Below are 14,462 nucleotides of genomic sequence, written 5' to 3' on the forward strand. Positions count from 1 at the left end.
TTTCAGCTTTTTTTAAGTTTTCGTTCTTCCCGGATGGAGTATAAGACAGGTACAATAAAGTAGGTGATAGCAGCCACGATCATTCCTCCAAAAGCCGGAATAGCCATCGGAATCATGATATCTGACCCTCGTCCCGAGGAGGTTAAAATCGGAAGTAAGGCTATAATGGTAGTAGCCGAAGTCATGACTGCCGGTTTTATTCGACGCTGTCCAGCTTCCACAATTGCCTTTCGTATTCCTTTAAAATTGTCAGTTTTGTTGCGTTCAAAACTCTGGTCCAGATAAGTAGCCATCAGCACCCCATCATCGGTAGCAATACCAAAAAGCGCAATGAACCCAACCCAAACCGCTACGCTCAGATTTATTTGGTGTACTTGGAACAGGTCCCGCATATTTGTGCCAAAGAGGTTAAAATCAGCAAACCAAGGCTGGCCGTAGAACCATAGCGTAATAAAAGCCCCGGAGAACGCCATAGCAATTCCAGTGAAGACCATGAAAGTGGTGCTTACGGATTTGAACTGGAAATAAAGAATCAAAAAGATAATGACCAACACTGCCGGGACGATGATGCTCAGGCGTTTTTCTGCACGAACCTGATTTTCGTAGCTACCGGAGAATTTGTAAGTCACTCCAGTTGGGACTTCCAGCTCGCCTGAATCAATTTTGCTTTGGATCAGCCGTTTGGCATCCTCGACTGTGGTCACTTCAGAATTCCCATCCCGCTTATCGAAAAGCACATAACCCACCAAAAAAGTCTCCTCACTTTTGATTGCCTGAGGTCCTCGGACATAGTCGAAGTCAACAAGTTGCCCTAAAGGGATTTGAGCTCCTGTAGGGGTAGAAACATAGATTTTGGACAAGCTCTCAGGATCATCTCGTAATTCCCGTGGATAGCGAACACGGACAGGGAATCGCTGCCGTCCTTCTACGGTGGTACTGATATTCATGCCTCCAATAGCCGTTTCTATTGTTTGCTGTACATTTTCTATTGTTAACCCAAATCGGGCGATTTTCTCTCGGTTTATATTCAGCTGTAGATAGGGCTTCCCGACAATTCTATCAGCGAATACTGCTTCTTCTTTGACTGAGGGAACCTGCTTTAATATAGTTTCCAGTTGAATACCAAAGTTCTCGATGGTCTGCAAATCAGGCCCATAGACTTTGATTCCCATAGGTGCCCGCATGCCAGTTTGGAGCATAACCAGTCGGGTTTCAATGGGTTGGAGCTTAGGTGCGGATGTGATTCCTGGGATTTTTGTGACTGCAATAATTTCATTCCAGATATCATCTGGGGATTCTATATGATCGCGCCAGTTTCTGTAATACATCCCATTCTCATCAGGGATCAAATTTTTTGTAGACTTATTTTGTGCAAGAGCGTCCTGATTCGATAGGGTGTCACCAGAGGCAAATATGAACCTACCTTCTTTATCAATTTTGAAACGCTGTTTATGCCCTTTGGAGTTGAGAAGATATTCTGACTTGTAATTAATGATATTCTCGTACATGGAAATCGGAGCTGGATCCAGTGCAGATTCTACTCTTCCCAATTTCCCAACTGTCAGATCAACCTCCGGAATGTTAGTCAACAGCATATCCAATTGACCAATAATTTTTCTATTGTAAGCAATGCCAGAGTGAGGCATCGCAGTTGGCATGAGTAGGAAGCTTCCTTCATTCAGAGAAGGCATAAATTCCTTTTGCATCCCCGGGAAAGTATGTGATAAGCTAGACCATGGTTTACTGGATTGAATATCCCAACCTATGAGATTGGTGGCTTTGGGAATTAGTCCAAAGGCGGCATTAAAGCCAAGCCAAACGGTTGCTCCTAACAAAATTAAGGCTGCAGGAATACTGAGGAAGGCAGTTTTGTGGTCTAGGCACCAGGTTAATACACGTTTGTAATTGTATTCCAATATGGAGAATGCACCTAAGATCAGGCTGACCAAAATGGCGACAAATAACACATTGGCAATAATAGAATGAGAAGCTCCTAGTGGTAGCCAATAAGTAGCTAAGAGCCATACCACTCCTACGATTGCCAGAATAATTTCAAGTTGATTGTATACTGGTAGAATGCGAGTTGGAATTGTTATCGCTTCTTTTTCTACATAGAATTTTGCAAAAGAAATGATACTAAAGAATACCAACATTATCCCTGCCCAAGTATAACCGTAAATCAGAACTCCAATACCGAGCATAAGTAATAAACCATTACCTATTAGCTTGTACCGCTGATTTTTGACTTTGAAACCAAAAAATACATGAGCCAACATGGGTAGAATTAATAATGAAACTATCAAAGCTGCTATAAGAGCAAAAGTCTTGGTATAGGCTAGAGGACCAAATAGTTTTCCCTCTGCAGCTTCCATGGTAAAAACAGGAATAAAGCTCACAATAGTTGTAGACACTGCAGTTAGAATTGCAGTAGCTACTTCGGAAGATCCCTTGTATATGGTGGTGATTAATTTTTGCTCAGGTGGAGCTTCGTCAATGTGTTTGATGATATTTTCAGAAAGTATAATTCCAAGATCCACCATAGTTCCGATAGCGATGGCTATACCTGAAAGAGCTACGATGTTTGCATCTACTCCGAAGTAGCGCATGGCTATAAAAACCATGAGAATGGCGATCGGTAATAAACTGGAAATCAAGATGGAAGCTCTGAGATTATAAACCATCACGATTACCACCAAAATAGTAATCAGGATCTCTAGCGAAAGAGCCTCTTCCAACGTTCCTAAAGTTTCCTGGATCAGGGTTGACCTATCGTAAAATGGCACTATAGTCAACTGACTTATACGGCCATCTGCCAAAGTCTTTTTGGGAAGACCCGGAGCTATTTCGTTGATTTTCTCTTTGAGGTTATTGATGACCTGAAGGGGGTTGGAACCGTATCGAGCGACTACAACTCCGCCTACTACTTCAGCCCCATCTTTATCGAGAAGCCCTCTTCTGTTTGCAGGTCCTAGGCTCACTACGCCGATATCCTTTATTCGGACCGGAACGTTTTGCTCGACAGCAACTACAGCTTCTTCCAGATCTTCTACCTTTTTGATGTAACCTAAGCCGCGGACTAAATACTCAGCTTGATTGATTTCTATAGTTTTAGCACCTACATCCCGGTTGGATTGCTTTACCGCCTCCATGACTTTCATTAAGGGAATATTGTAGGCTTTAAGTGCGTCAGGGTTAACATCCACTTGATATTCCTGTACAAATCCACCAATAGAAGCTACTTCAGAAACGCCTTCGACTGCATTTAATCCATATTTCACAAAGAAGTCTTGGACAGTTCTGATCTCATGGAGATCCCAGCCCCCAGTAGGATTTCCTTGTTCATCTCTACCTTCGAGTGTGTACCAATAGACTTGCCCCAGTGCTGTGGCATCGGGTCCCAATCCTGGTTGAACAGCTTCTGGAAGTAGCCCTGCCGGTAATGAACTGAGTTTTTCCAGAATTCTGGATCTTGACCAATAAAATTCTGTGTCTTCATCAAAGATGATGTAGATGCTTGAAAAGCCAAAAATAGAGGAACTGCGGATGGACTTGACACCTGGAATTCCTAATAAGTAAGTCGTAAGTGGGTAGGAAATCTGGTCTTCAATATCCTGGGGAGATCTTCCTGGCCATTGTGTGAATACGATCTGTTGATTTTCGCCAATATCTGGAATGGCATCCACTGGAACAGGATCGGAAGGTAGAGCACCGACTTTCCAACCAAATGGAGCAGTCACTATGCCCCATGCAATCAGAGCAATCAGTAAGAGTACGGTAACGAGTTTATTCTCAAGAAAATACTTGATAATTGAGTTAAGCATGATTTAATCCTGGTAAAAGGGGAAACTAGAATAAAGAGGCCAGGTAGTTGAAAGCTACTAGGAAAAAAGAGGTCGGATGACCGATTACCAGGAAGTATTAAATCAGGAATGATTGAAAAAGAACTGTGTAGTTTTTTTCAATCGAAGGGGGGGAAATAAATGGATTTATATAAGCTTCAGTACTTGTTAATTCAATACCAAAGATAAAGGATTGGGTAAATGCCGCAACAAAAATTAGTTGGGCTGAATCTAATTGAAGAACTTTTAATTGTTGATCCCCATCGTTATGAACAAGTTCAAAACTATTTTGACAACATGGGTTTGCTTCACTTAAGCCCCCTTCTTCAGAAGAAGAAGACTTTTGGTGTTTCATACCACAATCCAAATTTTTGGCAGAAAGACCTATTGCATTTAACATTTCAGATCCCATGCATATATGACTGCTTTTCGCCAAACCGATGTTTGTGAAAAGAAGTAAAAATGCTAAAACTATGGAAAATGATTTTTTCACTAATACAATTATAGGATAAATTCCTGAGGCTTTGAAATAATTTAGCTGAATCTTAATCTACGCAATTTTCTTAATTGGGTTTAAGATTTCCTTTAAACTTTGCAAAGAAATATTTTTTGCAACTTCTGACTTATCTGAAAGCATGTGAGAATTGGAAGTGTATTTGGCTTATTGCAATGGTTTTTAACAACAACTTTCGTTTTCTTGAATTAGTGAACAAGGTACTGTTCCATATAGAAAAACTGCCATGCATTTTTTGGCAGATCCTCTGATTTATTATGTCTGCAGTTTGGACAATTTATTTCTGGTTTTAATTGAACTACCATTTGTTTTCATCTTTGTCGGTTACGCTATAGACTGTTGAATTAATTGCTTTCTCGATTTCTGTTTTTTCAAATTCAATAATTACATTTCCATTTTCAAAGGACGTTTTTGAGTATACGATTCCGTTGAATTTATTTAATTCGTGACTTAAGTGGACTTAGCAACTCACACAAGTCATTCCGTTGATTTTGGTTTCAGTTGTTTCAATGTTCGATTTTTCGGCTATGAATAGGTCCATTTCTATTTGGGTAAATTAATTTTGAAAAATATGGTTTGTTTACTAGATAGTTTCCTATTTAAACTTGACCTCAATTAGAGTTTCCCCCTCCCCATCAATTCCCTGGCATATTTTGATTTTCCGTTGTTCTTGTTCAATGTAAGATTCATTTTTGAGTTTTGGACTCTCCATAAAATAAGCTGTATTCTTAATTTATTTTAACTTATCTCGGAGTGCCTTCATGTCAAAACTTATCTTCGTATCTAGGATTTTGGCATAGTGCTGTGTCTGCTTAAGGGATTTGTGTCCGAGCATTTTTGATACGGTTTCGATAGGGACTCCGTTGGCAAGCGTGATTGTTGTCGCAAATGTGTGCCTTGCTATATGAAAAGTTAGTGGTTTATTGATCTCGCAGACATCTGCGATTTCCTTAAGATACGAATTCATCTTTTGGTTGCTCAATACTGGTAGGACATGAGCCTCGTCCTGGCATTGAGGATGGTTCTTATACTTTTCAATAAGTTCCAAAGCTTTTGGTAATAAGGGTAAACGGGTAGGAGAATCTGTTTTTTGTCGATGGGTATAAATCCATTTTTCCCCATCTATTCCCGTAGAAATCTGATTCCTTTTTAGATTTTTGACATCAATATAGGCTAGTCCAGTAAAGCAGCTAAAAAGGAAAATATCCCTAACCTGGCTAAGACGTTGTATAGAGAATTTTTTCTCTATTAAATTTTCTATTTCATGCCAAGTAAGAAAAACCCTGTTGTTGACTTTGGTCGCCATCTTGAAACGGATGAATGGGTTTCTGTCAAGCCATCCATTATTGATGCAGATTAGAACTACTTTTTTAAAGTTGTTGAGATATTTTACAGTGGTATTGTGATTGCAATTTCTAATACTCTTAAGCCAGAAAGCGTAGGATGAGATAAACTCGTAATCTAACTGCTTTATGTCCATATCCTTTTTCTTGTACTTCCAGTTAATAAATGAGCGGGTGTGGTCCAGCGAGGTTTTGTAGCGTAGCAGGGTCCCTTCTGCGAAATCCTTTCCTACCAATGATTCTAAATTATCATTGTGTTCTTGGAAGATTTCTAGGATCATTTTTCTTTTTTCTCCAATACCAAGGATAATATTTTTCAAGGATTCGGCGGAAATTTCCTTGTCTGATTCAAGTAATTGTTTTTTCGCCTGAAGTACTTTGTGATGGATGGTGTCCAAATAGGCATTTAATTCTCTGGCATCTTCTTTTGTCCCCTCTGCTCTACCAAAAGCTGTATTCCATCGTGAAACTGCCCACAATCTTTTGGTAGACAGTTCTTTTGATTGACCATCCACGGTAATCCTGAGGTAGACATACCTCGCTGATCCGGTTTCTTTTTTGGATTGTTTCAAGAAGAAGTGCAATCCGAAGCTTTTTTCTAACATGACAAATTAGTTTAAAGTTAAATAAAACTCGAAAATCAGGCTCTAAATAACAAGAAGCTCAATATATGAACATGTTCATAATCAGTTAACTATGACTTCCAGCCAGCGTCTTTTTTTTGGGAGAAGCCGAACTACACGAATGACGCAACTGAATTTTGAGTAATTGTGAAGATTTTGGTGGTTTTAGCCACAAAAAAAAGCCTGCAAAGAGTCTTTTTGCAGGCTTTAATTTTACAATTCTGAAAAGCTAAAATCTGATAATCTAAAATTAAAAGACTGTTAATCAGCTATTTAATTCCTTTTAATCAATTTATTGAAGTCATTTTGTATAATTTCTTCAACTTTTTTTTAGCTTTTTCCGTGGAGCTGGCGATACAGAAGCCGAACCATTTTGAGGAGGATTTGGAAAGTTTGGCGAGGTTGTTTAGGTATCTATTATAATAATTTCAGTTTGGAGGGTTTTCAAACTGATATTGGAATGTCTTCGGAACTTAGGGACTGAAATCGTTGGGATACTTGAGTCGATATAATTCCGATAGACGCTGGCGTATCATTCCTTTTTTGCGGATCTCCTTGACTATTCCCGGCGGCAGTGGAAGCAAAACTTCTAGTCTGTCATTTTGAAGTAAAGGGGTTGGAAGGCCGAGGATCAGCTTGGCCAGCCCTTCATCGGAAAGTTGGACTTGATGGTATTGCGGGAAACTCCCGTCAGTTTACTAGGCTGCTTGCTTCCGTGGCCTTCGAAATGGCCTCTTAAAATTTGTCTGATCTTATTCCTGGTACGAGGGCGATGGGCCATTAAAAATCTGATGTTGTTCACACTACCAACTGACCTAAAAAGCCTCCCTATTCCAATCCAAAAAAAAGCCTTCTGGAATGGCCAGTTTGCATGGCTAACTGAGGATAGCTTTATTGTTTTTCTAATATTGATTGTTAGCGCGGTGAAATTATTTTTTATTGTAAAAATTCAGAAAAATTTTTCATCTGATAATCAGGCATATATGGATTTAATACGTTATGTCTCAATTTTCAAATACTTCTAATTTTTGCTGAATATGCAGTGAATTTAGCTTTTCGTGAAGTAATGAAAATTTTAGTGATAAATGCTATACCCTGTATAGGGTATTTTTTAATTCAAAAATAAAAATCGATTATTCGCCTGAGTTAGCTACCTCAGCATAATAGAACGTTACATGGCAAAGACTTATTTTATTGTTTTAGTATTTTTTTGCTTTGCCTTTAATGGTATAGCTCAGAATAAGGTTATAGACAGCCCTCAAATTCAGATGGCTTTACATGAGTTGGATTCAATTGCTAAACTGAAAGTTTCAGATTCCTTGGAAAATTACTCTCTGAATAAGAAGATTGACTCTATTAACGCTTCAGCACAACTTATTAGAATGGATTCCTTGAATCTGCCTAATAATCTTGAAAGCAGTCTGGATCAAGTTGATTGGAAAATTAAAAAGATTGATTTGATCCAGTCCTTGAAACGGGATTTTAGTTTTGATTCCATCCCGTTTTCAAATACTGTAGATTCTGTGCCATCTTTTTCTCATCAAAGGAAGATTGACTCGATTGACAATTCTTTGAAATCTTATGACTTGACTTCACTAAGCCCAACAGATTCTCTGAAAGAGAGGCTGCAGCAATTGGAAGGAATTAAACAAGTTGAAGAAAGCCAAAATTTAAAAGGTGGTTTTAGTTTTGATTCTTTGCCATCAGGTGTCATAGATGGGTTTTCTATTGACACTCTATTTAAAGCTAAAGGTCGCATGCAAGAGCTTCCTTGGGAGGATAGTAACCAGTTTCAAAAGGAATTCGAATCCCAATTCACTAAGGAATTCGATGGTTTAAATATTCCAGTAGAAGAAGTGAATAAAAAACAAGTTCTGGCGAAACGAGTCATCAGTATCAAGGACCGTGAAATTGTGGATAGTATCCGTAGTGTTGCTTCAGACAAGCTTTATAAAATCAAGGATGAAGTGCAGGATTCCTTAAGTGTATATCTAATCGCTGAGAAACAAAAGCTAAAGGAAAGTATGTTTTTTGAGGGACTGGTCAACATGGAAACCTATAAAGGCAACCTGTCAGTTTCTGATTTCTCAGGGATTCTTGGTGTTAAATTGAATAAATTTTATGAGGTGGGGTTGGGGCCTGAAATTGGTGTATCGGGGAAAGATTTTTCAGCAATAGGGGCTAGAGTATTCGCCCGAAGAAAGATCTTCGATGACAAGTCCTTTGCAATTGTGGAAAATTCAATCAGGCAGAATCCTGGCATATCTGAATTTGCTACCAATGCAGAAGGACTAATGTCCAATCTAAAATTAGGAGCCGGAAGACTATTTAATCTCACACCCAGTGGGGAAACCAAACTCAATGTTCAAACACTTTTGAATCCCCAATACTTAAAAACTGGGTATAGTAATCTGGTTGATTTTCGATTAGGTATTTCTAAACTAACCTTCAAGCCATGAGATTGATTGTTTTACTTGCTGCATTTTTTCTATCAGCTCTTAATGTTTTAGGACAGCAGTACGAAGAGCTTGAGAACCATTTGCGAACTGCAGACACAACGGTGTATTACGTTCATTTAAATACTGTCCAAAGTGATTTTCAGCAAATTGCATATCATGGAGGTAGAATAGGTGTGCTATTCGAGGATAAATTTGGCGCTAAGGATTCAGTTCAGGTTGTTTTGGAGAATAAAACAGATCAGATATCTTCCAGTTACTTATTCCGTAAAAGCTTCGGCAGCAACAGTTTTTTATTGGAGAATGTTGATTTGTCTGGATTGAAGGAGCCCACAATTTTTGAATTGTCTTTGGTGGATGATATGGGGAAAAGCTACAATAAGAATTTATTGATTGACCCAAGACGAGATGAGCTACCTATTACAGCAAATATTATTAAATCCCCGATTAATATAGATTGCCAGACCCCTGCTAACACCGTAATTGAATTTTTCAGCGAAGTGAATGGTGGGAAAGCCCCCTTTCTCATTGAGTGGAAGTTTTCAGGTGCTGATTCGGATTTTAAGGAATTGATCCCAATTCAAGGATACAGTAGTGGAATCCTGGTGGACTTAGCTCCACCGTATCAGATTGAATTAAAAGTCACTGATTCCTGCGGTATTATTGATTATCAGCGAGTTAATGTTGCTTGTGATGCATCCGCACCAAACTACAATTCCATATTGTTCAATCTGGAGCCGGTTAATAAACGAATAATAGAAAAGTAATCCCTTATCAAGCTAGTTATGTTTTTATATAAACGAAGGAAAAGTATTGCCTTATTTTTGTTGCTGACCTTTCTCATCCCGATGGGGTCGACGCAAGTTTTTGCTTTGACATCGGGGCCATCCGCACCTGAATTTAGTGGTTTTTCTTCTATTGGAACCAATGAGATGGTTGATCCTTTTACAGGTGATTTTTCTTATAATATTCCATTGTTTGAATTGCCGGGACCTAATGGAGGCTACCCTTTCAACTTGTCTTATGCAGCCGGTTCTGGAATGGATGATGAAGCATCATGGGTTGGTTTAGGTTGGACCTTGTCATCTGGAGCAATTAACAGGCAACTGAGAGGCTACCCAGATGAATTTGCCGGAGACTTGGTCCACAATACTGTGAGTATGTTACCTAGTGTAACGGTTGGAGTGCAGGCCGGATTAGGACTTGAAGTTGTTGGGTTTCCTATAGATAAAGTGACTGATGGCGCTTTGAAACCCACAATAGGTATCGGAGTGTATAACAATAACATGAATGGTCCTGGTTATTCAATTTCTGCGGATTTGGGCCTTTCAGGTGTAATAAAATCATCACAAGTAGGGGCAAACCTAGGGCTGGATTTTGATTCAAATTCAGGTGGTTCAGTAGGTGCAGGTTTCTCCTATGGATCTGAATCATTTCAATCTGGGATGAATGGAGTTTATAATTCTAGGTCTGGTTTAAGTTCAATCGGACTAACTTCCAGCGTTCCAATGGCAAAATCAAAAGCTACCGGAGAAATGATCCATTCATCATCCAGTATGCCAATATCTTTTGCCCATCTTTCCTATTTCCCCCAGAATCCTTTCCCGATGCTACACAAAAGTTTTGCTGCTACGGTTAAACTGGGAGTAGGGGTAATAGGGACTTTTCCGAATGGTGAAATTACAGGTTACTACAACGAGAGTGGGTTTAAGAATGATGGTATTCGGATAGCAACACCTGCCTATGGATATGCCAACTTCCACAAAGTAGATCCAAACAGTGAATACCTCATAGACTTAAATAGGGAAAAGGACGGGATGATCAATTCTTTCTCTCCGAATCTTGCTATCCCGCATCATACTTATGACCTGTTCAGCGTTTCTGCAGCTGGAATTGGAGGGACTTTCAGAGGATATAGAAATGATTTTGGTGTGATGCCGGAAAGTACCACCAAATCACAATCAATAGGGCTTTCGGCAGGGGCGGAAGTTGGCGGAAAGCATGTCGGTCTTAATGCCACTCCAAGTTATGCTGAAAATAAATCTGGGTTTTGGGCATCGGGAGCAGAGTTTTTAAAAGGATTTTTCTTTAGTGAAATTGAGGAATCGGCAGAAGTTGCTCCTGTGGACTATAGTTTTGTTGGTGATCGGAACAATTTTTCCCAATCGCTTTTTGATAAAACCGGAGGAATGGAAGCTGTCAATGTGGGAATTCTGAAAAGCGGGACAAAAATTCAGATGAATAATTCCAAACAGGGATATTCACCAAATGCTTCGCTTCCATTCGGTGAAAAAATGGATGTGGAAACACAAAGAGAAGTATTGCCACTGATTAATGCTGACATTCTTAAGAACAATCTCAGTTTAATCCCGGAACTAAATATTGAATATTTTGATAGGAACAATAACCTCGTTCCTCTGGACAGAGGTAATTTTCCTGACCACCATATTGCAGGATATATAATCACCGATCAAAATGGACTTCGGTATATTTTTGGTCTGCCTGTATATAATTTGGTGCAGGAGGAATATAATTTTTCAACCGGTCAGAGTGCTGAATCTGAAATAGATTTGAATATGAAGAATGGTGCTATTAACTATAAAATAGATGGAACAAAAAAATATTACAAGAAAACAGAGATTCCTGCTTATGCTTATAGTTATTTATTGACTTCCATACAGGGACCTAATTATGTTGATGTTGCAGCAGATGGAGTGAGCAGTGATGATCTGGGGTATTGGGTCAAGTTCTCATATCAAAAAATCACAGATGAGACTAACAAGTACAAATGGCGTGATCCTTACTTAGGGGCCCACTATTTAAAAGGTTTTGCTATTGATCCTCGAGATAACCAAGGTGCCTTTACCTATGGAGAAAAAGAGGTTTATTTCCTCAAACAGGCAGAAACTAAAACCCATATTGCCAAGTTTGTATATAATTCCAATGATAGAGTAGATGCAAGGGGGGCTGTAGATCGGTTTCAAAATAGTGCTAATCCCACAGCGGGATTGGGATTGAAGAGTCTTCAGGAGATAAAATTGTTTACCCGATTTTCTACGGAATCCCAACCTATTAAGAAAGTAAAGTTTACCTATGATAACAGCCTTTGTGGTGACCTTCCAAATGCGGTAGGGGATGTTGGAAAATTGACATTAAAATCCGTGGCCATAGAAAACGGTGCGGGGACACAGGGCAGCCAAAACCCATACACTTTCACTTATTCATCTTTCAACCCATCTTACTCGCAGTATTCCAAAGACAGATGGGGTAACTATAAGCCGAAATTGACTAATGGTGAATCAAATGTGGACTGGCCCTATGTGGATCAACGGACTGAAAATGAAAGTTTACAAGACCAGTATGCAAGTGCCTGGAATCTTTCAGCTATAACGCTTCCCACCAAAGGAATGATTAAAGTGGATTATGAAGCAGATAGGTATGCTTTTGTTCAAAATCAGCAGGCAAGTTCTATGGCGAAAATGGAATTTACAGCAACTGAACGGGGAGAGAAACTGGTGTATGGATTTAATCCTTCCACCTCCGCTCCCAAAGTTAAATTCAAACTGGATCAGCCAATCAGTGGGACTTTATCGTCTGCGGATCAAAAGTCTGAGGTAATCAAGTATCTGGATATGGATACCAAAGAAGTGTTTGTGAAACTGGATATCAACCTTCGTAAACCTCAGGGAAATGACTTCGAATTGATTGAGGGGTATCTCGGGATAAATTTGAACGCACCGATGACTTTGGTAAAGGATGGTTCTGGAAATTATGTTTATGGAGAATTTGAGCTTGAAAAAATCGATGGAGTGCATCCCTTTGCAGCAATGGCCTGGAAGCATATTGAACTGGACCAGCCTTGGGTAGCAAATATGACCAAAAGCTTTTCACAGGCAAATTCAGCAAAGGAAAAGATTAATTTAATCAAGGGATTATCAGGGATTGTAGGGTCCATCAGACAGACAATCGAGGGCTTCAATGATTATTGTAAAAACAATAATTGGGGACAGGAAATCAACCTCAAAAAATCAGGAGTGCGCCTTTTTAATGCAGACCTGAATAAAATAGGGGGTGGTCATCGTGTCCGGCAAATTACGATCGATGACGGCTGGCAACATGATGTTGAAGGAACCTATGGGCAGGTCTACGATTATTCTAAAATTGAGAATGGGAAGCAGATCAGTAGCGGAGTGAGCACCTTTGAACCTTTCGTTGGGGGAGAGGAGAATACGCTGAGAAAATCCAAACAATACAAGGAACTTAGAAAATTGAGAAGCAATGCCAATCTTTATTTTGAATATCCAGTAAATGAAAGTTTATACCCTTCTCCTTCTGTTGGATATTCAGAGGTTAAGATTTTAAGTCTCCCCTCTGCAAAGAAAGCGGGATATGAAATCTTACAAGGACTCGTAATCCCTGAAGGAAGTAATGCTACGTATGGAACTACCGGTATGAAAAAAATGGAGTTTTATACAGCACGTGATTTTCCTGTGATTCCACTGGAAACAGCATTGAAAAAGGAGAAAATCAATATCGCTTTGTTTCCTAACCCATTTCTAAAAGTGCAGGAAAATAATTTTGTGGCAAGTCAGGGCTACGGGATCATTTTAAATGACATGCATGGAAAACTTAAGTCTGAGGAATTGTATGCGCAAGGTAATGCCGGGACAATAAATGCAGAACCCATTTCTTGGACCAGATATAACTATAAGTCAGATGTAGGAGTAGAAGACAGAAAGAAAATTGGGCGTGTCAACAGTCTGTTTTCAACCAGGGGTGGCAATGTGTATTCGCAATTATCCGAACAGCGACCTGGAGACAAAAATGAATATTTTGGATATCAGGCTGATTTTATTGTGGATGCCAGGGAAATAGTGGATGTAGCTTACACTGGAGGGGCTACTTATAATGCGGATTTCATTTTTGTTTTCCCTATCCCTTCTGTTTACCCAAATGTCGGGAGAGTTCAGAATAAGCTCAGGACTGTTGTAACCAATAAAATCATTTTTCAACAGGGTTTTCTTGAGTCAGTTGAATCTTCCAATCTCGGATCTAAAATTCTATCAGAGACTTTAAGATGGGATGCGTTGACTGGAGTGCCTGTGCTCCAGAAAGTAAATAACAATTTTGAAGCATCGGTTTATTCTCTTTCTGTACCTGCTTACCATATTTATAAAGGTATGGGGGCATCAAAAGAAAACAGCGGATATAAGTTTACCATTCCTAATCTAGGCAAGCATAAGGATACATCTGACGAGTTCGTGTTTAGTGTTGTAAGAACTAACCTAATTTATCTGAAGAAGGGTGACGAACTACTTTTATATACAAATACGGACCATTTAAAAATCCCACTGGCTAAAGCAATCTATCAGGGAAAAGTCAATGGAGAGCATGTCTTGTTTACTGCCGATACTGATTTAAGTACCTATGGTAATCTGGAGGCAAAAGTTTACCGTTCGGGAAACAGAAATGTGTTATCTCCAATTAGCCGAACAATTACAGGGCTTGAGAAACCCGAAAATGGCTCCACCTTAACCCTGTCAAGAGGCGAGTTGATTCCCATTCCACGCACCATACCATAATGAAAAAGAGCTACCTAGTATTGTTGCTATTTATAGTAATCATACAAAATAATTTCGGGCAATCGGGAGTGGACACTACTGATCAGGGCTTTAAACAGCTTAAGT

At 39.4% G+C, this 14,462-nt stretch carries 7 protein-coding genes; 4 read left to right on the forward strand and 3 right to left on the reverse strand.

Features of this window, described 5'->3' with window-relative positions:
* Nucleotides 1–2: 2 nt before the first annotated feature.
* The 3 genes from AACZ87_RS18210 to AACZ87_RS18220 all read right to left on the reverse strand — a co-directional run bounded on the left by AACZ87_RS18210 (nt 3) and on the right by AACZ87_RS18220 (nt 6,301).
* Entirely contained in the window at nt 3–3,821 is a 3,819-nt protein-coding gene (locus tag AACZ87_RS18210; RefSeq protein ID WP_339869267.1) for an efflux RND transporter permease subunit, read from the reverse strand.
* A gap of 97 nt (nt 3,822–3,918) precedes the next feature.
* Nucleotides 3,919–4,332: a hypothetical protein gene (locus AACZ87_RS18215; RefSeq protein WP_192085325.1), complete on the reverse strand. Its 414-nt coding sequence runs from the start codon at nt 4,330–4,332 to the stop codon at nt 3,919–3,921.
* 754 nt (nt 4,333–5,086) lie between these two features.
* Nucleotides 5,087–6,301, reverse strand: coding sequence for a site-specific integrase (locus tag AACZ87_RS18220; protein WP_192085324.1), 1,215 nt, complete (start codon nt 6,299–6,301; stop codon nt 5,087–5,089).
* Nucleotides 6,302–6,893: 592 nt separating this feature from the next.
* Here AACZ87_RS18220 and AACZ87_RS18225 point away from each other — a divergent pair.
* The 4 genes from AACZ87_RS18225 to AACZ87_RS18240 all read left to right on the forward strand — a co-directional run bounded on the left by AACZ87_RS18225 (nt 6,894) and on the right by AACZ87_RS18240 (nt 14,357).
* The gene (locus AACZ87_RS18225) at nt 6,894–7,058 is read left to right on the forward strand and encodes a hypothetical protein (RefSeq protein WP_339869271.1); all 165 of its coding nucleotides are present in this window, start codon (nt 6,894–6,896) and stop codon (nt 7,056–7,058) included.
* Nucleotides 7,059–7,494: 436 nt separating this feature from the next.
* Nucleotides 7,495–8,778: a hypothetical protein gene (locus AACZ87_RS18230; protein ID WP_339869273.1), complete on the forward strand. Its 1,284-nt coding sequence runs from the start codon at nt 7,495–7,497 to the stop codon at nt 8,776–8,778.
* On the forward strand, nt 8,775–9,542 hold the full coding sequence (locus AACZ87_RS18235) for a hypothetical protein (RefSeq protein WP_339869275.1): 768 nt from the start codon (nt 8,775–8,777) through the stop codon (nt 9,540–9,542). Before AACZ87_RS18230 ends, AACZ87_RS18235 begins: the two co-directional genes overlap by 4 nt.
* Nucleotides 9,543–9,560: 18 nt before the next feature.
* Nucleotides 9,561–14,357, forward strand: coding sequence for a hypothetical protein (locus AACZ87_RS18240; protein WP_339869277.1), 4,797 nt, complete (start codon nt 9,561–9,563; stop codon nt 14,355–14,357).
* Nucleotides 14,358–14,462: the final 105 nt, after the last annotated feature.

This window comes from uncultured Algoriphagus sp., assembly GCF_963974365.1.
In the GTDB taxonomy this organism is placed as follows: domain Bacteria; phylum Bacteroidota; class Bacteroidia; order Cytophagales; family Cyclobacteriaceae; genus Algoriphagus.